The 25,014-nt window shown below is 52.4% G+C and carries 20 protein-coding genes and 2 pseudogenes; 16 read left to right on the top strand and 6 right to left on the bottom strand.

The window, feature by feature from the left end; genetic code table 11:
- Positions 1-138: 138 nt before the first annotated feature.
- Entirely contained in the window at positions 139-888 is a 750-nt protein-coding gene (locus tag R2K28_RS00930; RefSeq protein WP_316367562.1) for a Nif3-like dinuclear metal center hexameric protein, read from the bottom strand.
- 50 nt (positions 889-938) lie between these two features.
- Between R2K28_RS00930 and R2K28_RS00925 the strand changes: the two genes are divergently transcribed.
- The 6 genes from R2K28_RS00925 (at position 939) to hisC (ending at position 7,964) form a co-directional block, all read left to right on the top strand.
- Positions 939-2,096, top strand: coding sequence for a trypsin-like peptidase domain-containing protein (locus R2K28_RS00925; protein ID WP_316367561.1), 1,158 nt, complete (start codon positions 939-941; stop codon positions 2,094-2,096).
- A 69-nt stretch (positions 2,097-2,165) separates the two neighbouring features.
- Entirely contained in the window at positions 2,166-3,239 is a 1,074-nt protein-coding gene (locus tag R2K28_RS00920) for an adenylate/guanylate cyclase domain-containing protein (protein ID WP_316367560.1), read from the top strand.
- Between the two features lie 216 nt (positions 3,240-3,455).
- Positions 3,456-4,715 carry a UDP-N-acetylglucosamine 1-carboxyvinyltransferase gene (gene murA / locus R2K28_RS00915; protein ID WP_316367559.1) on the top strand — a complete coding sequence of 420 codons (1,260 nt, stop codon included), beginning with the start codon at positions 3,456-3,458 and terminating at the stop codon, positions 4,713-4,715.
- Positions 4,716-4,864: 149 nt separating this feature from the next.
- On the top strand, positions 4,865-5,512 hold the full coding sequence (gene hisG / locus R2K28_RS00910) for an ATP phosphoribosyltransferase (RefSeq protein WP_316367558.1): 648 nt from the start codon (positions 4,865-4,867) through the stop codon (positions 5,510-5,512).
- Between the two features lie 20 nt (positions 5,513-5,532).
- Positions 5,533-6,843, top strand: a complete 1,311-nt coding sequence (hisD, locus tag R2K28_RS00905; RefSeq protein WP_316367557.1) for a histidinol dehydrogenase — start codon at positions 5,533-5,535, stop codon at positions 6,841-6,843.
- Between the two features lie 56 nt (positions 6,844-6,899).
- Positions 6,900-7,964, top strand: a complete 1,065-nt coding sequence (hisC, locus tag R2K28_RS00900; RefSeq protein WP_316367556.1) for a histidinol-phosphate transaminase — start codon at positions 6,900-6,902, stop codon at positions 7,962-7,964.
- Here the strand turns inward: hisC and R2K28_RS00895 are convergent.
- Together R2K28_RS00895 and R2K28_RS20375 are read right to left on the bottom strand one after the other, a co-directional pair.
- Positions 7,953-8,159: pseudogene (locus R2K28_RS00895) on the bottom strand (tyrosine-type recombinase/integrase); the annotation flags it as partial. The gene hisC and the pseudogene R2K28_RS00895 overlap by 12 nt on opposite strands.
- Before the next feature lie 58 nt (positions 8,160-8,217).
- Positions 8,218-8,346: pseudogene (locus tag R2K28_RS20375) on the bottom strand (phage integrase N-terminal SAM-like domain-containing protein); the annotation flags it as partial.
- A 294-nt stretch (positions 8,347-8,640) separates the two neighbouring features.
- On the opposite strand from R2K28_RS20375, the gene R2K28_RS00890 reads away from it, so the two are divergent.
- The 4 genes from R2K28_RS00890 to R2K28_RS00875 all read left to right on the top strand — a co-directional run bounded on the left by R2K28_RS00890 (position 8,641) and on the right by R2K28_RS00875 (position 13,010).
- A complete protein-coding gene (locus R2K28_RS00890; RefSeq protein ID WP_316367555.1) occupies positions 8,641-9,237 on the top strand; it encodes a hypothetical protein in 597 nt (198 codons plus the stop codon).
- Positions 9,238-9,313: 76 nt separating this feature from the next.
- Positions 9,314-10,831 carry a hypothetical protein gene (locus R2K28_RS00885; protein WP_316367554.1) on the top strand — a complete coding sequence of 506 codons (1,518 nt, stop codon included), beginning with the start codon at positions 9,314-9,316 and terminating at the stop codon, positions 10,829-10,831.
- Positions 10,832-10,974: 143 nt separating this feature from the next.
- Entirely contained in the window at positions 10,975-12,510 is a 1,536-nt protein-coding gene (locus tag R2K28_RS00880; protein WP_316365261.1) for an IS1182 family transposase, read from the top strand.
- A gap of 155 nt (positions 12,511-12,665) precedes the next feature.
- Positions 12,666-13,010 carry a hypothetical protein gene (locus R2K28_RS00875; RefSeq protein ID WP_316367553.1) on the top strand — a complete coding sequence of 115 codons (345 nt, stop codon included), beginning with the start codon at positions 12,666-12,668 and terminating at the stop codon, positions 13,008-13,010.
- Between the two features lie 232 nt (positions 13,011-13,242).
- Here the strand turns inward: R2K28_RS00875 and R2K28_RS00870 are convergent, their stop codons facing one another.
- Positions 13,243-14,238 (bottom strand): transposase, encoded by a 996-nt coding sequence (locus R2K28_RS00870; RefSeq protein WP_316367552.1) that lies wholly within the window; start codon positions 14,236-14,238, stop codon positions 13,243-13,245.
- Between the two features lie 153 nt (positions 14,239-14,391).
- On the opposite strand from R2K28_RS00870, the gene R2K28_RS00865 reads away from it, so the two are divergent.
- The 4 genes from R2K28_RS00865 to R2K28_RS00850 all read left to right on the top strand — a co-directional run bounded on the left by R2K28_RS00865 (position 14,392) and on the right by R2K28_RS00850 (position 17,166).
- Entirely contained in the window at positions 14,392-15,216 is an 825-nt protein-coding gene (locus R2K28_RS00865) for an FRG domain-containing protein (RefSeq protein ID WP_316367551.1), read from the top strand.
- Positions 15,217-15,354: 138 nt separating this feature from the next.
- The gene (locus R2K28_RS00860; protein ID WP_316367550.1) at positions 15,355-15,798 is read left to right on the top strand and encodes a hypothetical protein; all 444 of its coding nucleotides are present in this window, start codon (positions 15,355-15,357) and stop codon (positions 15,796-15,798) included.
- 348 nt (positions 15,799-16,146) lie between these two features.
- Positions 16,147-16,452 carry a DUF2141 domain-containing protein gene (locus R2K28_RS00855; RefSeq protein ID WP_316367549.1) on the top strand — a complete coding sequence of 102 codons (306 nt, stop codon included), beginning with the start codon at positions 16,147-16,149 and terminating at the stop codon, positions 16,450-16,452.
- A gap of 126 nt (positions 16,453-16,578) precedes the next feature.
- Positions 16,579-17,166, top strand: a complete 588-nt coding sequence (locus tag R2K28_RS00850; RefSeq protein WP_316367548.1) for a hypothetical protein — start codon at positions 16,579-16,581, stop codon at positions 17,164-17,166.
- Between the two features lie 30 nt (positions 17,167-17,196).
- On the opposite strand, the gene R2K28_RS00845 is transcribed toward R2K28_RS00850, so the two are convergent.
- Positions 17,197-18,075: a fructosamine kinase family protein gene (locus R2K28_RS00845; protein WP_316367547.1), complete on the bottom strand. Its 879-nt coding sequence runs from the start codon at positions 18,073-18,075 to the stop codon at positions 17,197-17,199.
- 519 nt (positions 18,076-18,594) lie between these two features.
- Between R2K28_RS00845 and R2K28_RS00840 the strand changes: the two genes are divergently transcribed.
- Positions 18,595-20,802, top strand: coding sequence for a primosomal protein N' (locus R2K28_RS00840; protein WP_316367546.1), 2,208 nt, complete (start codon positions 18,595-18,597; stop codon positions 20,800-20,802).
- A gap of 8 nt (positions 20,803-20,810) precedes the next feature.
- Here R2K28_RS00840 and R2K28_RS00835 read toward each other — a convergent pair whose 3' ends face one another.
- Complete coding sequence (locus tag R2K28_RS00835) at positions 20,811-22,244, bottom strand: integrin alpha (RefSeq protein WP_316367545.1); 1,434 nt, start codon at positions 22,242-22,244, stop codon at positions 20,811-20,813.
- Positions 22,245-22,530: 286 nt separating this feature from the next.
- Between R2K28_RS00835 and R2K28_RS00830 the strand changes: the two genes are divergently transcribed.
- Positions 22,531-25,011, top strand: coding sequence for a glycogen/starch/alpha-glucan phosphorylase (locus R2K28_RS00830; protein WP_316367544.1), 2,481 nt, complete (start codon positions 22,531-22,533; stop codon positions 25,009-25,011).
- Positions 25,012-25,014 lie beyond the last annotated feature (3 nt).

Raw genomic sequence — 25,014 nt, 5'->3', positions numbered from 1 at the left:
CCCCATATTCAGGACATTAGAATATAGTTAATAAACCATGAAAATTAACCGAGCATTTTCCATTATGCGGCTTTGCAGGTCAAGGTGGATTAATCGTAATAATGTAATCTGAAAGACAGTGTTACAACGGAGTAACAATCAAACCGGATTTTCCACATCAACAAATCGATACTCGAGGGAAAATCTTTCAGCTAAATGTCTACCCAGGGCCTGTACACCATAACGCTCGGTGGCATGATGCCCGGCCGCAAAGTAGTGTATCCCCAACTCCCTTGCCAGATGTACGGTCTGTTCCGAAATCTCCCCTGATATATAGGCATCCAGTCCCTGCCCGGCGGCCTCCATGATAGCGTCCTGGGCGGCGCCGGTGCACCAGCCGATGCGCTTGAGTGGACGTTCATTCGGCGCAATGTGGGTCGGCCGGCGGTGCAGACGGTCAGCGATGCGCTGTGTAAGCTCTGCCGCTGAAATGGGTTCGGACAGTGACGTTTGCCAGATCAGTGAGCCCTCCGCGACCGGATTCGCCGGCAGCAGGCCGAGCCGCTCACCCAGCTGTCTGTTGTTGCCATATGTCTGGTGGGCATCCAGCGGCAGATGGTAGGCCAGCAGCGCGGTGCGCTGTCTGAACAGGGCGCCCACCCGGTTGGCCTTCACTCCACGCAACGCCAGCCCCTCGCCCTTCCAGAAATAACCGTGATGGACCAACAGGGCATCCGCCCCCCACTCTTCCGCCGCCTGGATCAGTGCCTGACAGGCGGTGACCCCCAACATCAGTTTTTCCACCTGTCGGGCAGCCTCCACCTGGAGACCGTTTGGACAGTAATCGTTAAATTCGTCCACCTGCAGCACTTCATTGCAGTAGGATTCGAGCGATAGGAGATCAATCATGCTATGTTTGCCAAAAAACAGATATCAGTTTGTCTAGATTACTCAATTCGATGCGTATACAAAAATTACTTTCGCTGCTGCTCACTGCCTTGACCGCCGGTCTGGCAGGGGCCTTCGTGGTCCTTTTTATGCTCCCTGAACGGATCGAGGAGAGTCCCACACTCAAGCAACCCCAATTAACCGAACCCGCAATTCAGACCCCGATCCAAACCGGCCCCTTCTCATATGCGGAAGCGGTGGCCCTGGCTGCCCCCTCCGTGGTCAACATCTTCACCGCCAAGATCACTACCGAATCCCAGTCGCTACGCTTTCGGGACCCCCTGCTGCAGCATCTGTTTGGCAATATGTTGCCAGAAAAGACCCGCCAGCGCCTCGATACCAGCCTCGGCTCGGGTGTCATCGTCTCGGAGGACGGCTATCTATTGACCAATCACCATGTCATCGAAGGGGCGGATGAGATCAAGGTTGTCCTGGCCAACGGCAAGAGCGTCAGTGTCAGCATCGTCGGCAGCGATGCGGAATCGGATGTGGCAGTTTTGAAAATCGACAGTGACTCCCCGCTACAGGCCATCAGCATCGACCGCACCAGCGCGCAACAGGTGGGGGATGTGGTACTGGCGATCGGCAATCCCTTCGGCGTGGGCCAGACGGTCACAATGGGCATCATCAGCGCCACCGGCCGTTCCCACCTGGGGATCAATACCTTCGAGAATTTCATCCAGACCGACGCCGCCATCAATCCAGGCAACTCCGGCGGGGCCCTGGTGAATGCCCGGGGAGAACTGATCGGTATCAATACCGCGATCTTTTCCAAGACCGGCGGCTCCCACGGTATCGGCTTTGCCATACCCTTCGATCTTGCAGAAGGCATCATGCAGCAACTGATCACCAGCGGACATGTGGTTCGGGGGTGGATAGGCATTCAGGGGCAGGATGTGTCGGAAAAGCTGGCCGAGGCCTTCAGCCTGCACAATGCAGAGGGAATACTGGTAACCGGCGTCATGGAGGATGGCCCCGCAAGCAGTGCGGGATTGAGACCGGGGGACGTTATCACCCAAGTCAACGACACCAAGATTGAAAACTCCCAGCAGCTGGTCCAGCTTATCGCCAGTCAGCCCCCGGGTACCCGTTTGACCATCGGCGGCTGGCGTGGGAACGAACAGATTCAACTGGAGACCGTCTCCGGGGAGCGCCCCAACCTGGAATAGTGCATGCTGCCTGATACCGCTTCTCCCATCGGCGTCCTATACTGAGAATGGAGAAGAGGAACACAACTCATGAAACACGCCGAAGAGATCGAAAGGATCATCGATACCGTCGGCAAGACGCTCGCCAACAAGCTCTCGCCAACGGAAAGAACCCAGCTGCACCAGGCCTTGATGAAATCCCTGGACGAAACCCCTGCGGGTGGTGACAGGCCTCAATATAAAGAGGTCACGATTCTGCTCTCCGATCTGCGCGGTTTCACTGCCACCACCGAGCGATACCCGCCGGAAACCATCATCAATGTCCTGAATCTCTATTTCTCCCGGATGTGCGAAATCATTTTCAGTTTTGGCGGGAGTATCGATAAATTCATGGGCGACTCAATCATGGCACTGTTCGGTTTGACTAAGCAGAGGGATGACGACCTGGAACGGGCCATCGCCTGCGCAGTGGAGATGCAGCGTGCGATGCTCGAGATCAATTCGGAAAACAGCAAACAAGGCTATCCAAGACTGTTCATGGGCATCGGCATCAATACCGGTAAGGTGGTGGCCGGACATCTGGGCTCTGAACTCCATCATGAGTACACCGTCATCGGGGACGAGGTCAATCTCGCCTCGCGCATAGAGGCCTACAGCCTGCGCGGACAGATCCTGTTAAGTGACCGCGCCTGCAGAATGGCCCAAGGATTCATCGAGACATCCCCTCCGAACCAGGTAATGGTAAAAGGCAAACAGGTGCCCGTTTCACTCTATGAGCTGCAGTCAACCAACCGGCCTCGTCACCTGGAGGTTCCCCGGGTGGAGTCGCGTCGCAGTCCGCGTATCGAAGTCGATTTTCCCATCGCCTTCCATCCGCTGCAGAATAAGATCGTCCTGGATGAGGGCTTTACCGGCCGCGCCGTCGACCTCAGTTACAATGGACTGCAGGCCGATCTACCGGTGGAGCTCGATATCCTCTCGGATATCCGGATCACACTCTATACCTCACTCATGAGTGAACAGAGCAGTCATATCTACGCCAAGATCCTCGATTGTGAAAAGCACGAAGGCAGTTGGCTGAGTCGCATGGAGTTTACCGGCATCGATGACACCGGCCAGGCTGCGATCAAAAACTATATCGACCAGACCATTGGAAGACATTAAATCACAATCGGCGCCCGCCAACCGTTTCAGTTAACTAAATAAAGAGTGAATAGTGGTAAAGTCGCGGTTTTCTCCAGATTTCGTTATCATTTTCGGTCTTTTTTTGTTTTAGGGCCTGTCAACACTGATCCAATCGGCTCTGTTGCACCTGAAAAAGCGCCAATCAATGCGCGAGGAGAGAAGTTTGGTGAATCCATATCAACGACGAGCAATAGCATGGATAAACTGATTATTCGCGGGGGCAACCCCCTGTCGGGCGAAGTACGCATTGCTGGCGCCAAGAACGCCGCCCTACCGATCCTGGCCGCTACCCTGCTGTCCGAAGGCCCCATGCGGGTGAGCAACGTTCCCCATCTGCATGACATCACAACCACCATGGAGCTGCTTGGAGGCATGGGCGCCTCGCTCATGGTGGATGAGAAGATGGGTATAGAGGTCAACTCCAATACCATCACTGAATTCAGCGCCCCCTATGAACTGGTGAAGACGATGCGCGCCTCCATCCTGGTGCTGGGACCCCTGTTGGCCCGCTTCGGCCGGGCCGACGTCTCCCTCCCCGGTGGCTGCGCCATTGGCTCACGTCCGGTCAATCTGCACATCGAGGGATTGCGCGCCATGGGCGCCGACATCGAAGTGGAAAACGGCTATATCCGCTCCCGCTGTGAACGCCTGCATGGGGCGAGAATCGTCATGGATATGGTCACGGTAACGGGTACGGAAAACCTGATGATGGCCGCCGCACTGGCGAAGGGCACCAGCCTGATCGAAAACGCAGCCCGTGAACCCGAGGTGGTGGACCTGGCGGAGTGCCTGAACAAGATGGGGGCCAAGATCTCCGGTGCCGGCTCACCGAATATCACCATCGAAGGCGTGGATAGTCTGCAGGGAACCGAATATGAGGTACTACCCGACAGGATCGAGACCGGCACCTTCCTGGTGGCCGCGGCCATTACCCAGGGCAGCATCAAGATACGCGACACCCGCCCGGAGCTGGTGGATTCGGTACTGCAGAAACTGCGTGAGGCGGGGGCCGAAATCGACCTCGGCGAGGATTGGATCAGCCTCGATATGAAGGGCAATCGTCCCCAGGCCGTGGATGTCTACACGGCGCCCTATCCGGCATTTCCCACCGACATGCAGGCACAGTTCACGGCACTCAATTCGGTGGCCGAAGGGGTTGGCATCGTCACCGAAACCATCTTCGAAAACCGTTTTATGCATGTGCAGGAACTGCAGCGCATGGGCGCCCAGATCAAGCTTGAGGGAAATACCGCAATCTGTACCGGGGCCAACAACCTGACCGGTGCACCGGTGATGGCCACCGATCTGCGTGCCTCGGCCAGTCTGGTGCTGGCCGGACTGGTGGCGGAGGGGGAGACCCTGGTCGACCGCATCTACCATATCGATCGGGGTTATCAAAACATCGAGGAGAAACTGGCCGGCCTGGGCGGTGAAATCAGACGCCTTCCTAGTTAGGAGCTGTCAGCTGCCAGCTACCAGCCAGACCCGGTATCCAGCTGGCCGCTCGCTGCTGGCCGCTGGCCGCTGGCCGCTGGCCGCTGGCCGCTGGCCGCCAGTTAATATATCCTTCCAGCTCCAAATCCGTGCCAAACATAAACTGAGCCATGAAATTCGACGCACCCATTACCATCGCGCTATCCAAGGGGCGCATCTTCAACCAGAGTCTGCCGCTGCTGGCCCATGCCGGCATCGAGCCCGCAGACGATCCGGAGACCAGCCGCAAGCTGATCCTCGACACCAACCATGAACTGGTGAAACTGGTCATCATCCGCGCAACGGATGTTCCCACTTATGTGGAGTACGGCGCCGCCGACCTGGGTATCGCCGGTAAGGATGTGTTGCTGGAGCATGGCGGCGAGGGCCTGTATGAGCCCCTGGATCTGAAGATCGCCCAATGCCGCATGATGACGGCCGGTTACCCTGACAGGAATCAAAACAACGGACGCTTACGCATTGCCACCAAGTATGTGAAGAGTGCGCAGCGCTTTTTTGCCGCCAAGGGGGAGCAGGTGGAGATCATCAAGCTCTACGGCTCCATGGAGTTGGCACCCATCGTCGGCCTCTCCGACCTGATCGTGGATCTGGTGGAGAGCGGCAACACCCTCAAGGCGAATGGACTGGTGCCCCTCGAGCACATCGCCGACATCAGTTCCAGGCTGGTGGTCAACAAGGCCTCCTGGAAGATGAAACACAGCCTGGTCATGCAGCTGATCGATGCCTTTCGGGACGCGGTATCCCAACCCACAACCTGAACATATCGGTGGAATCCGGAATGAGCGACATACGCAAACTATCGACCGCTGATGCTGACTTCCAGCAACAACTCGATGCGCTGCTGGCCTGGGAGTCGGTTTCAGACACCGGGGTCAACGACACCGTGAATGAGATCATTCGGGCGATTCGCAGCGAGGGCGACACTGCCTTGGTGGAGTTCACCAACCGCTTCGACCGCTGGCAGGCAACCCAACCCGGTGATCTGGAGATTCCACTGGAGCGCCTGCAACAGGCCTGGAACAGCATACCGGCGGAACAGCGCGAGGCCCTGGAGCTCTCCGCCAACCGCATCCGCGCCTACGCCGAACATCAGATCATGGACTCCTGGTCCTACACCGAGCCGGACGGCACACTGCTGGGTCAGCAGGTCACCCCCCTCGACAGGGTCGGTCTGTATGTACCCGGGGGCAAGGCCGCCTACCCCTCATCGGTGTTGATGAACGCCATCCCCGCCAAGGTCGCCGGGGTGGCGGAACTGATCATGGTGGTGCCGACCCCGGATGGGGAGCTGAATGAACTGGTACTGGCCGCGGCCCATGTCTCCGGGGTCGACCGGGTGTTTGCCGTAGGCGGCGCCCAGGCGGTGGCGGCCCTGGCCTATGGCACCGAGAGTGTTCCCCCGGTGGACAAGATCGTCGGCCCGGGCAACATCTATGTGGCCACCGCCAAGCGGGCGGTGTTCGGACAGGTGGGCATCGACATGGTTGCGGGTCCTTCGGAGATCCTGATCATCTGCGACGGGGAGACCGATCCCGACTGGATCGCCATGGATCTCTTCTCCCAGGCGGAGCACGATGAAGATGCCCAGTCGATCCTGCTCTCCCCGGATGCGGACTTTCTGCAGCAAGTGAGTGAGAGTATCGACAAGCTGCTGCCGAGCATGGAGCGCCAGGAGATCATCGCCACCGCATTGCGGGTTCGTGGTGCCCTGGTGCAGGTGAAGGATATGGCTGAAGCGGTGGAGGTGGCGAATCACATCGCCCCGGAACATCTCGAGTTGTCGGTGGCCGATCCCCAGGCGATGGCCAAACAGATTCACCACGCAGGCGCCATCTTCATGGGCCGCTATACCGCGGAGGCGATGGGTGACTACTGTGCCGGGCCGAACCATGTCCTGCCGACCTCGCGCACGGCACGCTTCTCATCACCTCTGGGGGTGTATGATTTTCAAAAGCGTTCGAGTTTGATCATGGCCTCTGCGGCAGGCGCCGACAGCCTGGCCAGAACCTCGTCGGTCATGGCCAGAGGCGAAGGACTCACCGCCCACGCCCGTTCTGCCGAGTATCGATTCAAACAGACCAAGGAGTAGGCGGGACAGGTCCCGCCGTCTATCAAGACAAGCAACCGAATCAGGACACCCTCACCATGAGCCGCTACTGGAGCCCGATCGTCAGTCAACTCTCACCCTATGTCCCCGGGGAGCAGCCGCGCATCGATGACCTGGTCAAGCTCAACACCAACGAAAACCCCTACGGGCCATCCCCCCGGGTGATCGAGGCCGTCAATCAAGCGGCTGACGATGGATTGCGTCTCTATCCCGATCCAAGTTCAACCCTGTTACGTGAAACCGTGGCGGACCACTACGGCCTGACACCACAACAGGTCTTTATCGGCAACGGCTCCGACGAGGTGCTCGCCCACGCCTTCTTCGCCCTCTTTCAACAATCCCAACCCTTGCTGTTTCCCGATATCACCTACAGCTTCTACCCGGTCTATTGCCGGCTGTATGGCATCGAGTACCAAACCATTCCCCTGGACGCTGGATTCAACATCGACCTGGAGCCCTATACCCAAGCCAACGGCGGCATCATCTTCCCCAACCCGAACGCCCCCACCGGCATGCTGCTGCCGCTGCAAAAGATCGAGTGGTTGCTCAAGCACAATCGGGATTCGGTGGTGGTCATCGATGAGGCCTATATCGACTTCGGGGGTGAAAGCGCGGCGACCCTGATCGATCGTTATCCCAATCTGCTGGTGACCCAGACACTCTCCAAATCCCGCGCCCTGGCCGGACTGCGCATCGGCTTGGCCATGGGCAATACAGAATTGATCGAGGGACTGATCCGGGTCAAGGACAGTTTCAACTCCTACCCCATGGATCGACTAGCCGCCGCTGCCGCCACCGCCGCTTTCAAGGACCAGGACTACTTCAAACAGGTATGCGCTCAGATCATTGAATCCAGGGAACTGTTAAGCAGCCAACTGCAGGCATTGGGATTCCAGGTGCTGCCCTCCGCCGCCAATTTTCTCTTTGCCCATCACCCCGCCCGGGATGCGTCGGATATCGCCGCAAGACTGCGTGAGAAAGGGGTGCTCGTGCGCCACTTCCGGCAACCGAGAATCAGCGGATATCTGCGCATTACCATCGGTACCCCGCAGCAGAATGAACGTTTGATCGAAGTACTCGAAGGGCTCGGGCTATCGACCTGAATCCTTGGCTAACCTAAATAGGGTTTGCCCAGTTGGTATAAGGAGATCAGTGGCGCCTGCTAAATTCAGACCGCTAAAGGGGCTTCTGACACCATGTGCCCCACGCTTCAGTACGTGAGTGTAGATCTCTGTAGTCTTCACATCGCCATGTCCCAATTGCTCTTGAACTGTTCTTATATCGGCGCCGGACTCCAAACGTATTCAAGGCAATTTTCTGAGTGGCTATCGCAACCCGACGATCCCGTGCCAAGTGCGTCAGAAATTCCACGACTTCAGCATCATGCATATCATTTGGATGCCGTTTTCGATGATGAATAATGTAATACTTGATCCAGTAAAAATATGAATCTATGGTCTGTTTACTGTACCGCCGCACTAACATGTAATCAGCAATGGATTTAAGAAAGGGGGATGAATTACGCATTTGTGCGAGTCCCTTCGTAGCAGATGATGTGATCAGAGAATATACAGTTAGACATCCATTTCAAAGATAATTGAAAGGACAGTGTCCTTTTTAACTGGCCACTACGTAATACATGCTATTATCACAAGGGAATTCAATTAGTTAGGAACTTATATTTTTTACACAATAATTATAAAGGACATCCTGATAATATGTATTAAAAGGGCATTGTCCTTTTAATTCGACTGTTAGCCCTCGTACGGTCATTGCGAAATGAATGAAATAATTACTAATGCTAGAAGATTGCTAAAAGTTAGAATTGATTCCTTGGAGAAAGATGTTAGCTTTTGCATCTTAGAAAACACGAATAATGGGAGCTGGCCAGCTCCTTTTCCGGCACTTCTGTACTGCTTTTCAACAATTGATTTGCTGGGAACATTGTATTGGAAGTGTACGCTTACGGATGAGCAACAACAAAGTTCATGTACATCCAAAATAGATTTTGGGATTACGAATAAGTCTTTGAATTATATGACTGACTACATGAGGTATCCTGAGCTAGAGGCCAAGCTGATTCAAAAAGTGTTTAGACACAAGTTGGTTCATATGGCTCAGCCTCTTCCTAAGGCAAGGTACGGTAAAAAGAATTATAGTTGGCAATATTTTCATAATGATAGAAGCAATCATTTATCAATAGTAAACGTTGAGAATAACACCTACCGATTTAGTGTTAGTATCTGGAGTTTCGTTGAAGATATCAAGGATTCTGTATTTGGCCCAAGAGGTTATCTTGATGGCTTGGCTAGAGATACTCCCGATGGAGAGAGGCTTAGAGATGCCTTCAAAAAGGCATATCAAGAGTTTGAGTAATTTGACTAACAAATGCTTCAAAATGACGCCTGGCGGCGCATTTTAAGCAGGCGTTAGCTGAAAAAGGGAAAAAGAATTGGCCTATATCCTAAAGCACTGGCGCGGCGAGCTTTCGCTGGCGATATCCTTCTGGATTAACGTATTTCTAATCAATCTAGGCATCCGTATTTTTGAAGTATGGTTAACGGAAGCAACCCCAATCGAAAACCCTGTTGTGGCATCACAGGTTACTATTGCCTATGTATTTACAGCGCTTGCTGTTGTTTATCCTTGGCAAATAATAGGGTTATGGCGTTCTGCAAATAGACATATAGAGGAAATGAAAAAGGGATTTTGGCCGGGCGCAGTTAAAGTCTTGGTTATATTAGGCCTTCTTGGAACCCTGGTCAATATGAATGTTTCATGGCCAGTATATAAGGATTTATATCAAATTGGTTTTGGAAAGGATGAATACGGAGATTATCAAGTAGAGTTGACCGATCGCGGAGACCTTATTCATTTGAAAGGAGGTTTAGGTTTTGGAATTGCAAAAGAAGTCAAACAATTGGTGTCTAAGAACCCCAGTGTTAAAGGAATCATACTCGATAGCATTGGTGGAAGAATCTATGAAGGTAGAGAGCTTTCGAAAATTATTCTTATTAATGGACTTGATACTTACACGTTAAAAGGCTGTTACTCAGCGTGTGGTACGGCATTCATATCTGGTAATAAGCGATTTCTAGCTAAAGGTGCAAACCTCGCTTTTCATCAATATAAAGTAGGAACACAAAGTCTTGATCCTTATGTTGATATGCCCGCTGAACAAGAAAAAGATTTACGGATCTATCAAAGGCGAGGTATTAGCCAGGAATTTATAGATAGAATATTCATAGCGAATAAAGATGATTTATGGTATCCAACCATCGAAGAAATGCTAAATGCCGGAGTCGTACACAAAGTTGTAAATCCTTCTAATTTAAAATCCATTGAGTATGGCTCTGTTGATAGGGCCGGCTTGGAAGAGGCGCTCAAAGAATTATCAGCATTTCAAGCCATTAAAAAGTATGAGCCTGACACGTATCAAAAGATCATCAATAATATGGAAGCGCAAATGGCAAATGGTGCAAGCATGATTGAGATACAACAGGGAATTGGAGCTTATATTCAGTTGTTAGCTGTTAAGGCATTACCAATAACAAGTGACAAAGCTTTGATAATGTATGCTCGTGAGACTATAAATATTCTTGCAACACTTGAAAAGAAAGAGCCTATTTTGTGTATAAAAAATCTATATCCTGAACAATACGGATCATTAGAGATAACTAAACATTTATCCAAAGAAGAATTGATGCCAATGATGGATGCGTTGAGTTATGTGATTGCTGATAGCTATGTGACAAATAGCCCGAAGACTGATACCGCCGCAGCAGAAGAATTAATGGCACATATTATTGTTCAGCTAGGTGATGATGCTAATTACTTGGATGCGCAAAATTTACAAAACAGGGAAGAATATTCGAAAGGGTGTAAAGCAATCATTCATTTTTACGAACTAATCTTGTCAAATAACACCAAAATAGCAGGCAATGGGCTGCGCTATGCATTTAGTCCATAGCGAGCTATCAGCTAACAAGGCAAATTCACACGGGCAGTCAAAAGCGTCGTTTGGCTTCCGGTGATTTACAGCGTTGAGGCTGTCGGAAAACCCCATAATCCGATAAAATCACATAGACAATAACGGTGCATGGAGAAAGGAAGATGGCACGTTATAAGGATTACAACTACGATCAGATGAAAATGCTGCCCGTGTCCTATGAGAAACAAATCCTGCCGGGCAGTTTCGAATACTCCCTCTCCTACCTGATCGATAACGAGCTTGATATAAGCGCATTTGACCAACAGTATCAAAACGACAGCACAGGCCGGCCTGCCTATGATCCCAAACTGCTGTTAAAGATCATCATTCTTGCCTATTCCAAGGGCATTACCAGCAGCCGTCAGATCGAACGCCTATGTCGCGAGAATATCGTGTTCATGGCGCTGTCGGCAGACCTGCAACCCGACCACAGTACAGTAGCAGATTTCATCTCCCGCGCCCCTGATACGATAGCCGACCTGTTTGGACAAGTCGTATTGGTGTGTGATCGGTTAGGCCTGATCGGTAAAGAGATGTTCGCCGTTGATGGCTGCAAGCTGCCCTCAAACGCGTCCAAGAGCTGGAGCGGCACACATGCTGAACTGAAGAAGAAACGACAGAAGATCGATCGCGCGGTGCGACGCATGCTGCAACGCCATCGTGAGCAGGATACAGCGGAACAACAACCGGATATCTACGAGCGAGAGCAAGAGCAGATCAAAAAGCTGCGAGCAGCCTCACGTAAGATCAAACAGCACCTGGACACCGAGCCCGAGCGCAAGGGCACAAGCGGGAAGAGGGTCAAAAGCAACATCACCGACAACGAAAGCGCCAAGATGAAGACCAGCCACGGGGTTATCCAGGGCTACACCGGCGTTGCCGCCGCCGACAGTCTACACCAGGTGGTCGTGCACGCCGAAGCCTTTGGGCAAGGCCAGGAACATGGTCTGCTCAAGCCCGTAATAGAAGGGATCAGGGAGACCTTCAAAGAGAGCAGCCCCAAAGAAGAGAGGAAACTGCAAAAGACCAAGATCACTGCCGACTCGGGATACCACAACCGGGATACCCTGGAATACCTGGAAGCCGAAGGCATAGACGGCTATCTGGCGGACACCGGCTTTCGCGCCCGCGACCCCCGGTTCAAGGATCACAAGGCATCGAAAGAGAGAAACAAGCGTAAAGAGAAGGAACGGTTCAGCCAGAGCGAGTTTAAGGTTGACCGCAATAACGAGACTTGCCGGTGTCCTGCCGGAAAGGCAATGTGGCTAAAAGCCCGTCGGGCAAGAATCGGCCATCACCTGTTCATGCAGTTCCAGGGCTACGAACAAGACTGCGACAACTGCGGCTTGAGGAAACGCTGCCTGAGAAACGAGGCCCAGCATACACCAAGGCAGATCAATGTCACACTGGATATCACGCAGGAACAGAAGGCGGGAATCCTCGAACGGATGAAGCGTAAGATCGATAGCCCAAGAGGCCGCCATATCTACAGTCAACGATTAGGTACGGTTGAACCGGTGTTTGGCCATCTCACTGATGCCATTGGGATCAATCGGTTCAGCTATAGAGGCAAAAGGAAAGTTGACGGTCAATGGAAATTGATGATGATGTTACACAATATCCTGAAGATCCACCGGTATGGATGGGAATGGACTTAGAATCGAGAATGAAACAAAGTTTGGTGCAACAATTAAAGAAGTTGATTAATCAGTAAAACAATGAAAAAGCTTTGTCAAAAATTGATCATAGGGAAATCTATTTTCCGAAATCAGGTTTTTCGACAGGCTCGTTATGTGTAAAAAGGAGAACGAAAATGAGTAATGTAGCCGATGCTGTGGCAGGTACTGGCGCCATATTTAAGACCGTTTCAGGTTTGATTGTATTTGGCTTCCTGATCTATAGCCTTTATTTTACAGGCTATTACGAACTTACAATATTCAAGGGCATTTTGGCATTCATCGTGCTATCAATTTTTATCGGTTTTACGTCAATGTTTCCGTTCGGTACTACCTTTGCTCCCATTCTCTTTGAGTGGTGGTGGCACGACATTCCGTTCTGGGATTTCACAACGGCAGCATGGGTTGTCACTGGTATTTCTATGGCCGCAAATATATTGCTTGTTGCAGGCATTGGCCTTTCACAGAATAAACAGGAATAAACAGGGAATAAACAGGACACCCATTCAAAACAGCCTTCACTCTTGCGACCAAATAAATCAAGATAGTCATACCATCTCGTCATAAATAATGGCGCCATATGAACTGGATAAGTGAAAAACTGCCAGATTTTTAGATTAATGTAAGTTTGTTATAGATGATTTCTCACTACTGGTCACAGCATCATCTCAGCCTGGACTGATCACGTTTCTATTTGACTTTTGAAAGGGGGCGCTAGGCGAGTAAGTGCAGTACTGCCCCCAGATTCGGTGTTCGTCGAAACTCAAGTTTTCGACAGGCCGCTTTAAGTGCATGACTGGCTCCCACCAACCCTTTGAAGCGACTCTCGAAATGCTGCGTCATATAAAGCCAATGCTTGGGATCGACCTGTAATCGTTCAAGAACAGGGGATTTGTGATCAGGTATATAACCCCGTTTGTTTTCCAGGATGGCGCGTCCCGTCCAATCGACAAGTTCAAGATAGTCTTTGAGACGAAAGGGTAGTCCCTTGGGCATATCCTTTCGTGGGTAACCGGCAAAAGGTAGCAGACCACTGGGGGCGTTGGAAACTTCAGCACTGTCAGGGGTCTTTCTGAATAGAAGGGATCGTTCTTTAATGGAGGTGTAATCAGACTGCTCGGGTGTCTCTGCCAACCCTGCCCGTACCGGATTGAGATCCACATAGGCCATACAGGCTGTCAGGGCCTTCTCATCCAAAAGTGCCTGGGATTTGTATCGGCCCTCCCAGTAGCGTCCGGTGCAGTCGTCCTCTTGGTTGGCCTGGCGGGCAATCGGTTCGTTGATACAGCGCATGAACCAGCTGATATCGTGCAGCCGTTTGCGCCATTTTGTCAGCAGTTCCGAAACCGTTTCCTGCTCCGCACGGGTAATGGCATCCTGAGAGAGATAACGCTGGACGAGCACAGGCAGCGAAAAGAGACGCTCCCACCGGGTGATCACCTCTTGCTCACTCCACTCGGCGGCGCATTCAGTATCCACATGGAGGATGACGTGGTAGTGGTTTGACATGACAGCATAGGCGCAGATGTCGATGGCGAAAACATCGGTCAGCAGTTTCATGCGATCGACGATCCATTGGCGCCGATGTTTATAGCTTTTGCCGGTATGCGCGTCTACACCACAAAGAAAGGCACGGCGGACACAGCGTGAGACGCAGTGGTAATAGGGGGTTTCTTCCAGTAGAACAAGGGCTTTCCTTGGCTTGGGCATCGTATCACTCCTTGATAGCTGATGATGATTAAAGATTGCCAGATTAAAATATTTTTGGCAAATTGTAGATGGGTGTCCGGTTAATTGTCCGGTTAATTGTAGATGGGTGTCCGGTTAATTGGATTGTTTTTTATTAATTAGTAAATGTAAATAATGTCAGTTAATAATCTTAAAATATCTACTCAATCAGAATTTGATAAATTTATCAAAGATCACAAGCAAGGGTATATTTTTCGTTCAGAGTGGAAAGATTATGGTGACACACAATGCACACCAAAATTGGGACGCTTAGATAAGAATAATCCTAAGAGGATAAACGAATATGATAACTATGAAAAACTTATATGCCGTTACATTGAGCGTATGCCAAAATATGTAAACGATCTCTTTTCTAAGAATACCAAGAGTGATATTAAGTTTGGTGCAGGAAAATGGTTAAGTATTTTCCAGCATCATGGATTTGAAACACGCTTCCTCGATTGGACTTCAGACTTAGATGTTGCACTCTTGTTTCTAATTAACGGATGGAAAAAGTCAGATGATAAAATATCTGAAGCTCTAAAACAATCTGGATTCATATTTGCTATTAAGCTAGATCAAATACAGCAACAAGAAAGAGAAATAAGAGAGAGGATAAGGCCTGGTCAAGGATATTGTGAAAAGGGCTTTAATACTGACTATTACAAGTATTTTTTAGAAAACAAATTAGAAGAAAGCTTGCTATTTTCAGTAGATACACATGGCGTATCTAATCCTCGCCAAGAAGTACAGAATAGCATTTTTACTGTATCAAACAAACTCGATAAACTAGAAAATATTTTGCCTGAATCAGTTGATATGTTAAAAATTGAAGTAACAAGTGAAATCAAAGAATATATTGTTTCAGGCCAAGATAAAATGAATTATAAAAAATTACTAGATCCTTTAACAGAGATTATAAATGAATTTCAAAAAAATAATCGCTTACTAAAATATTAAATATAATTGTATAAACCATACAATGCGTGCCAGCTGACATTTTCGTCAGCGCCCCGTTTTGTGTATGGCTTCGCCATGTTACACAAAATTCCACACCACCAAAAGTGAAGCTGCACTTAGCGTTGGAAGTTTTCAGGTATGAGTGAAATCGAGTATCTCTGTTTTAATAAAGTGAATCTGGAATACTTATTAGAGATTGTCAATGAAGATACCCTGAGAAAACATTTAATTGATCATCACCCTTTTGATAGCGCCAGCCTTCAAGCGTGGATGGAAAATAAAATCAGTATCGATAAGAAGCAAGGTTGTCGTGTTCGAGCAGTCTATATAGGTGGAGTATTAGCAGGTTGGCGTGGTATCAAGCCAGATGATAAAGGCTTTGAAATAGCTATTGTTATCTCGAAAAAGTTTTGGGGCTTTGGTTTACTCATTTTCAAAACTCACATGCGCTGGGCAAACGAGCTAGGGCATAAAGAAATAGTGTTTCATTTACTCGACAGCAGACCCGAATATAAGGCACTAAATAAAATGTCAACTAGAGTTCATAAAACTGAGTTGGCAGGTCGTTGCTTTACAACTTAATATTTTCCGGTAGTTTAGCAATGTGTGTAAAAACTTCCAACAAGGCCAAGCACAATCTTGAAATGCAAAAACGCACTACACTGGACAGCCTACACTGCGCTTCGACTGCCTGTGTTGGTAGCGTTAAACTTCGCGGAAACATCATGCAGACCCTAAAAGAGTATCTTCAATTCAGAAAATTTGTTATGCCACTGGCACTACAATTTTTATTCTGGTGCGGAATTGGTGGAACTCTATATGGCAGCTGGTGGCTTTATGCACACGACAATTGGGCATGGGTGATGTCGCTTAACACTAACTGTTCTCGTTGACAGCGCTAAATCAAATACAGGCCAGGCAATCGCCTCCTTGTTTTCGTCCGCCGATAATTACTTACATGAACCAATTATTGAACTTATTGTTCCCATAAATGGCGAGGGTGGAGCACGATTCGTATTTAACAATCTTAAAGCAGGGACATATTCAGTCAGTGTTGTTTACGATGAAAATGGTGATGGAGAACTGAACACAGGACTTTTTGGTATCCCTTCGGAGCGGATTGGTTTCTCGGACAATGTGAAAGGACTATTCGGCCCCCCTTCTTTCAACAAAACATCATTCACATTATCAGAGTCAAAAACAATTTCTATCAATCTGATTCAAGCCAAAGAGTGACTGCTCAGTGACATTCAACAAGCGTTACAGGATCACATTCCTACTGAATCGCCAATAATTTTACTTTTAGATCATGATAGAGTTCACCTCTATATTCTGGAAAGCATTAACAATGGAGTCATGATAGTGAAACATTATCTCTTAACTTTTTTCGCACTCGCCTTTCTAACAACATCGATGCCGGCGCTCTCTTCCACAATAACAAACGCAGAAATCGACAAGTTCCTGAAGAGTGTTCCCATCACCAGCGACCTGCTCGACAAGGTAAAGGCCAAGATAAAAAAAGACGACGCCCTTTCAAAAAAACTCTCCAAGGCCCAACTGGAGGGCAAGTACACGCGTGAGATGGTGAGTGAACTCAAGGCATGGCCTGAATACCCTGCCCTTGAAGCGCAGGTAAAACAGTCGGGGTTCGACTCTGTCGAAGCCTGGTCCCTGGTGGTTGATCGCGTGTTCGGAGTGGTTTCCAGTGCGCAGTGGGTTGTGCTCGTGGCATCCATGCCCATGCCTAACTCAGATGCCGCACCGGTACTTAACCGCGATACCAATCTGTTTGAATTTTTAAACGATACCAACAACGACGCCAAGTTGCGGGAGAAGTATGGCAAGCAGCTGCAGGAGATGTGTACCAGGATGTGCTACGACCAGTCGGACCTTCCGGTAGTGGGCGCCCGCTTCAGTGAAATCAAGTCGGTCACTAACAAGAAGAACTAACTGCTTGAGGTCCATGCCGCCCCCGGTCCCTTAAACCTCCGCCAATAACCGGTCGATCATCGACGAGGCCTGCCCCAGGTAGCCGCTGCCGAACAGGTTGAGGTGGTTGAGGATATGGTAGAGGTTATACAGGATCTTACGCGTCGAGTAGCCGGGCGCGAGGGGCCAGGCCTCCCGGTAGGCATCATAGAAGCGGTTGCCGAAGCCGCCGAAGAGTTCGGTCATGGCCAGATCCGCCTCCCGGTCTCCATAGTAGACGGCGGGGTCGAAGATGACCGGATCGCCATCCTTGGTATAGGCCAGGTTCCCACCCCAAAGGTCTCCATGCAGCAGTGACGGTTGCGGCTGATGATCGATGAGCACATGGAAGTGCTGCAACAGGCGTTCGCCCTTGTGCTGCAGGGTGCCGCCGTAGCCGTTGCGAGCGGCAAGGCGCAGCTGAAAGCCAAGCCTGTGATCGCGCCAAAAGTCGATCCAGTTGTCCGCGGCCTGATTCTCCTGGGGTGTGGAACCAATGGTGTTGTCCCGAAACCAGCCGAAGTCGGGCTGGCTGTCGCGATGCATGGCGGCCAACTGACGTCCCGCCAGCTCACTGCCACCGCGCCCGCCATGCCCCATCTCGATGTACTCCATGGCCAGGTAGGATTGTCTCTCACTCAAGCCGGAACAGAGGGGCTCCGGGACCCTTATGGTATGGGTCTGGGCCATCGCCCTCAGACCATCCGCTTCCGCCTCGAACATATCCAGCAGGGCGGCGCTATTCAGTTTTACGAAGTAGGTCCTCTCCCCATCCGTCAAACGCACCCCTTGATTGATACATCCACCGCCCACATGCCTGGGTTCCAGGGGATTGAACGGCTTGTTGGATGCCTGCGCGATGTGTTGCGCAATGATTTCCCATTGAGTCACGACACTGCCCTCCCTCGCCTCTGCTGATTTTGCGGATTAATACTATCCACCGTTCCTCCCCTTGCCGAATATGCCTGGATCATCATTCTCTCAGGATGTATGAAAATCCGGGTTAATCACAATCAGTGAAAAATAGTATTGTCGCATTCGTGCGACAACTATCTCCAACCCCCCAATGGCAGGATGATTTGCCCCTGCGTAAGCGGTTACTGACGTGCAAAGCCTTGTTTATGCACACACCTTGTCGTGCTGCAATACAGCATCGACTGACCTGACTTTACAAACACATTAGAACAAACTTATATGCTATAACCGCTTGTAAAAATTGACATAAATCAAAATTGGCGAAAAACTGGTCAAATTAATAGGAATCCAGTGTAGACAAGGCCTTTGGCCTCATATCCTGAAATTACGCACAAAGTTATCCACAAATGTTGTGGAAAAAAATAATTCCTATCCACCAATAGTGATTTAGGTAAAATCCCACCTCCTTTCTACACCCATGATACAGTCTCCGGCATGGCTTCAGACCCTATATTGCAGATCGCTTTGCCTGGTCCCTTAAGGGCGCTTTACGACTATCTGCCACCCACCGACCCAGCCCACAACCCAAGCATCGGATGTCGCTATCAAATCCCGTTTGGACCCAGCAGCCGCACCGGTGTCCTGATCGCGATGAAAGCCCAGAGCGATGTGCCACCGGAGCGGCTCAAACGGGCACTGCAGCAGATCGATCCACAACCCCTGCTTGCAGCCCCGGATCTACGCCTGTTGCATTGGGCCGCAGGCTACTACCAACACCCCCTGGGTGATGTGATCTTCCATGCCCTGCCCGTCACACTGCGTAAACAACACAGCGGTTCCAGGATCAGACACAATGGGGTTCGTCTCACTGCCTTGGGCAAAACAGTCAACCCGGAGTCCCTGCGGCGGGCGCCAAAACAACTCGCACTCTTGCAGGCCCTGGCCCAGGCAAGCGACGGCCTGGATCGTCCAACCCTGCTGAACCGCCACCGGATCTCCCAGGCGGTGATCCGTACCCTGTTGGAGAAGGGTTGGATCGAGGCCTGCCCAATCCCGGAAGCTGTCCACCCCGTCACAACCAATCCGCACAGCATAGACCTCAACCAGGAACAGGGTGAGGCTGTCGCACAGGTAGAGCGCAATCTGGGCAGCTTCAAACCCTTTCTGCTTCAGGGCGTCACCGGCAGCGGCAAGACCGAAGTCTACCTGCGCCTGGTGGAACGGGTCGTTGCCCGGGGTCAACAGGCGCTGCTGCTGGTACCAGAGATAGGCCTGACCCCACAGCTGTTACAGCGTTTTCAAACGAGTATGGGTGCGGGAGTCGCCGTACTCCACTCCGCCCTGGCCGATGGGGAGAGGGAGCGAGTATGGCACGGGGTCAGACGTGCACATCGGCCGATCCTGATCGGTACCCGCTCCGCGGTGTTCACCCCCATGCCCAAGCTGGGCCTGATCATCGTCGACGAGGAGCACGACCTCTCCTACAAGCAGCAGGAAGGCTTTCGCTACTCGGCCAGAGACCTGGCCCTGGTACGGGGACAGCAGTGCGGCTGCCCGGTGGTGCTTGGCTCCGCCACCCCCTCGCTGGAATCCCTGCGGAATGCGGCTGAAGGGCGCTATAGCCGCTTGAATCTTACCCAACGGGTGGGCAATGCCCGCATGCCGCCACTGAAACTACTGGATATACGCAGCGTCCATCTCGATGGCGGTCTCTCACCCGCATTGATCAAGCAGCTGCGTCAGACCCTCGACGCGGGAGAACAGGCGCTGCTGTTTCTCAACCGGCGCGGCTATGCGCCGATGCTGACCTGCCATGCCTGTGGCTGGCTGACCGACTGCCCCCGTTGCGATGCACGCATGACCCACCATCGACAACTGCGGATATTATGGTGTCACCATTGCGGCCATCAGCGCCCTGAGCCGGTCCACTGCCCCAGCTGCGGCAGTCCGGATCTGCGCCCATTGGGACAGGGAACCGAGCGTGTGGAAGAGACCCTGCAGCGCCTCTTCCCCGATACCCCCCTGGCACGTATCGACCGGGACTCCACCAGCCGCAAGGGGTCGTTGGAGCAGCTGCTGTCCCGGGTCAAGGCGGGCGATTTTCCTCTCCTGTTGGGTACCCAGATGCTGGCCAAGGGCCACCACTTCCCCGCTGTCACCCTGGTTGCCATATTGGATATAGACCAAGGACTTTTCGGTGCCGACTTCCGTGCCTCTGAACGCATGGCGCAACTGGTAGTGCAGGTGGCAGGCAGGGCCGGTCGGGCTGAGCGTCCGGGAAAGGTATTGATTCAGACCCGCCATCCGGACCACCCCCTGATGCAGTTGCTGACCTCCAAGGGTTACGAGGCCTTTGCCGCAGAGGCCCTGGACGAGCGGCGCGCCGCCACCTTTCCTCCCTACTCCCACCAGGTACTGCTACGCGCGGAATCGACCAAGGCCGCAGATCCGGAAAACTTTCTCAATCGGGCGATCGAGGTTGGCAGGGCGCTGCATGGCAGCGAACCCCTCGAATTTTGGGGACCGGTACCCGCACCCATGGCGCGCAAGGCGGGAAAGACTAGAGCCCATCTACTGATTCAATCGGCCCAACGTCAGCCGCTGCATCAGTGGCTGGGGAAGTGGGTCTCGGAGATCACGCAGTTATCCGCTGCGCGCCGGGTACGCTGGTCAATCGATGTGGATCCCCAGGAGATGCTCTAACCCTCGCATCAGTTCCCCCCACCCGTACCCTGTAGCAGGTTGGACAGCTCATCCTGGGACATATTGAAGATGCCACCCTCTTGCCGGTCATACTCTGTCACCACGTCATCCATGAAGAGCATCCAGACAGCACCTTTGTCGGTACCGCCATCATCGTCAAGGCTTGCACCAACGGCCATGTCGTTCAAATCGTCACCGTCCAGGTCGCCCACCAGAGCGATGGAGCCGCCGAACTGATCACCGCCATCCAGGTCACCATCGAAGTTACCCTCGGTAGAGGATATCTTCGAGGTTGAGACGACCTCACCGTCGGTCTCCAGGAACAGGACCCAAATCGCACCCTTTTGCGCGCCGCCATCATCACTCTGCTTGGCGCCGACGGCCAGATCATCGGTGCCGTCATCGTTGATGTCCCCAAGATTGGCCAGGGCATTGCCAAACAAGTCGTTGTCACTCAACTCTCCATCGAATGAGGCGCGGCTTTGGGAAATGCGCTTCTTCGACGCCACCGTACCGTCGTTGTTCATGAACAGAATCCATACCGCGCCACGGTCGGTTCCACCATCATCACCACCACTGACACCCACGGCCAGATCGGTTACCCCATCCCCATTCAGGTCACCGATCTCTGTCAAGGCACTGCCGAAGTGATCTCCATCGTCCAGATCAGAGTCCAGGTTACCTTCATCGGAGGATACCTTTTGTGATGAAAGCACCGTGCCATCACTGTTCATAAAGAGTATCCAGACGGCACCCCGGTCGGTTCCACCATCGTCATCGTTGGGCACCCCCACCGCCAGATCCGTGACACCATCGTTATTCAGGTCACCGATATTGGCCAGGGAGTGGGCAAACTGATCATTGTCATCCAGATCCCCCTCGAACTCTCCCTCATCATCCGAGATCTTCTGTTCCGACAGGACCGTGCCTTCACCATCGAGAAACAGGATCCAGACAGCCCCCTTGTCGGTGCCGGCATCGTCATCCAGCGGGGCACCCACCGCGATGTCCCGAAAACCATCGTTGTTCAGATCGCCCAGGGGCGCGACGGCGCGGCCGAACTGATCCCCGTCGTCCAGGTCGCCGTTAAAATCCCCATCGTCCTCCGAGATCTTTTGATGGGTATCCACCTCTCCGTCACTATCCATGAACAGAATCCATACCGCGCCACGATCCTGCCCATTGTCGTCACTGAATGGGGCGCCCACAGCGAGATCGGTGACGCCATCGACCTCCAGGTCTCCGATATTGGCCAGGGCCAGACCGAACTGATCACCCTCATTCAGGTTGCCGTTGAAATTGCCGCTCTCTTCGGAGATCTTTTGCTCGCTATCAACATCGGTCGAATAGGAGACTGAACAACCGGTGACCATCAACACCAAACAGAGCGCGATGGGGTAGAGGTGCAACAGAGGCAGGTGTTTACTAGCTATGTGATACATAAAAATCCCTTATCGATAACCTGTCCGGATATTACGGCTCCACTCGAATGCGAATGGGTAAAGTCTACCCTTCATTCAGAGTATAAGGTATATCCATACAAATCCATTTAGCGTTTACCTCTAATTACACTGTCATCTCAGGAAAGTTCCATGCAGACAATAATAATGGCCCACAAAGCGCCAAAACCACAGGTGTTTAATTTAACCGCATGCCTGGCACAACCATGCAATTGGGCTATTCCGGTTTATTAAGCTTTAATTGAAGAAAACATAGCCAAAAACGCTTATGAAGAAAACAGAGTTTTCCGATTACCGTACCGCCGCGGATGTGGACTCCATTCGTCACTCGTTCCTGGACAATCTCTACTTTGTTCAGGCCCGCTTTCCCGAGGTGGCATCCCTCAATGACTTCTATCTGGCCCTGGCATGGACCGTACGCGATCGCCTATTGAGCAACTGGATCGACACGGCGAGCACCTACTACCGTCAGGCAAGCCGCAGCGTCTGCTACCTCTCCGCGGAATACCTGCCAGGTCCGCACCTGCGCAACGCCATGCTGGCCCTGGGCATCGAGCCGCAGATCCGTAAGGCCATGACAGCGCTTGGGCTGAATCTCGATGAGATCGCCGCCCAGGAACCTGAACCCGGTCTCGGCAATGGCGGCCTGGGCAGGTTGGCGGCCTGTTATCTCGACTCCCTTGCCACCCTGCAGATCCCTGCCATCGGCTATGGCATTCGATATGAGTTCGGCATCTTCGAACAGGCCATCAGGGATGAGCGTCAGGTGGAACTTGCGGACAAATGGTTGCGCGGCGGAAATCCCTGGGAGGTCCCCCGACCGGAGATCAACTTCGAGATCGGTTTCGGCGGCACTACCGATCACTACAGGGATGAGTCCGGCCGTTACCGGGTGCGCTGGCACCCCCAACGCCTGGTCAAGGGGGTGGCCTATGACACGCCGATACCCGGCTATCGCGTAGCCACGGTCAATCTGCTGCGGCTGTGGAATGCGCAGGCCTGCGAATCATTCAACCTGGATGCGTTCAACCTGGGCGACTACGAACGGGCGGTTGACGAGAAGATCGCCTCGGAGACGATCAGCAAGGTGCTCTATCCCAATGACGAACCGATGCAGGGCAAGCGCCTGCGCCTGGAGCAGGAGTATTTTTTCTGTTCCTGCACCATCCAGGACATCATCCGCCTGCTGCTGCAACAGAACAGCTCTCTGGAACTGCTGCCGGAGAAGTTCGCTATCCAACTCAACGATACCCATCCGGCGATTGCGGTGGCGGAGTTGATGCGGCTGTTGATCGATGTGCATGAAATGGACTGGGACGACGCATGGAAACTGGTTCGCAGGAGTGTCTCATATACCAACCACACCCTGCTCCCGGAAGCCCTGGAAACCTGGCCGGTGGAACTCTTTGGCGAGATCCTGCCGAGGCATCTGGAAATCCTCTATGAGATCAACCGCCGATTCTTGGATAGGGTTCGAATGCAAGCACCCGACGATGTTGGTCTATTGGCGAGACTCTCCCTCATCGATGAAAGATTCGGCCGTAGCGTACGCATGGCCCATCTGGCATCAGTCGCCAGCCACACAATCAACGGTGTGGCAAAGTTGCACAGCCGTCTGTTGCAACAGCGTGTATTGAAGGATTTCCATACCCTGGATCCACAACGCTTCACCAATGTCACCAATGGGGTAACCCCACGTCGCTTCCTCATACTGGCGAATCCGACCTTGACCGGGTTGATAAACGATACCATCGGTGACGCCTGGACAAAGGATCTGGCACGTCTGCAGGAGCTGGAGGAGTGGGCCGGTAAAAGCGATTTTCAAGCGGCCTGGCGAGAGGTCAAGCTGCACAACAAACAGCTGTTGGCACAGACCATCCGCAACACCTCGGGCATGGAAGTGGAGGCAACCAGCCTGCTCGATTGCCAGATCAAGCGTTTCCATGAGTACAAACGCCAGCACCTCAACATCCTGCACATCATTGGTCGTTATCTGGATCTGAAACAGGGTTTGTATCCCGACGCACCCGCACGAACCTGGCTCTTCTCCGGCAAGGCCGCCCCAGGCTATCACTTCGCCAAACTGATCATCGAGTTGATCCACGCTGTCGCCAACAGGGTGAATGCTGACCCGGATGTTCGCGATCGCATGCGCATCGCCTTCCTGCCCAATTTCAATGTCAGCAGCGCCGAGAGGATCTACCCCGCCGCCGACCTCTCGGAGCAGATCTCAACCGCAGGCATGGAGGCATCGGGCACGGGTAATATGAAGTTCGCCCTGAACGGCGCCCTGACCATCGGCACCCTGGATGGGGCCAACATTGAGATTCGTCAACGGGTGGGTGCAGAGAATTTCTTTCTCTTCGGCCTCACCGAATCCGAGGTGGCGACCCGGCGCGCCGGCAATACCCAACCCCGCGATCACTATCTCAATGATCCACAACTGCGTGCCGTGATCGATGCCATTAACGATGGTCTGTTTTCCGCTGGTGACGGTAACAGATTCCGTCCCCTGGTGGAGAATTTACTGGGGCATGACCACTTTTTTGTGCTGGAGGACTACTCGGCCTATCGAACTAGCCAACAACATGTGGATCATGTCTGGAATGACAAGTCCAAATGGACGCGGGCTTCGATTTTGAATACCGCCCGCTGTGGCTGGTTCTCATCGGATCGTGCCATTAAAGAGTATTGCGAGCGGATATGGCGGGTTTCTCCGGTCGCGATCAAGCAGCAATCCGCAACCTGATGG

Source organism: Candidatus Thiodiazotropha sp. CDECU1, from assembly GCF_963455295.1.
Classification (GTDB): Bacteria; Pseudomonadota; Gammaproteobacteria; order Chromatiales; family Chromatiaceae; genus Thiodiazotropha.
This window is presented reverse-complemented; position numbering and strand designations above follow the sequence as displayed.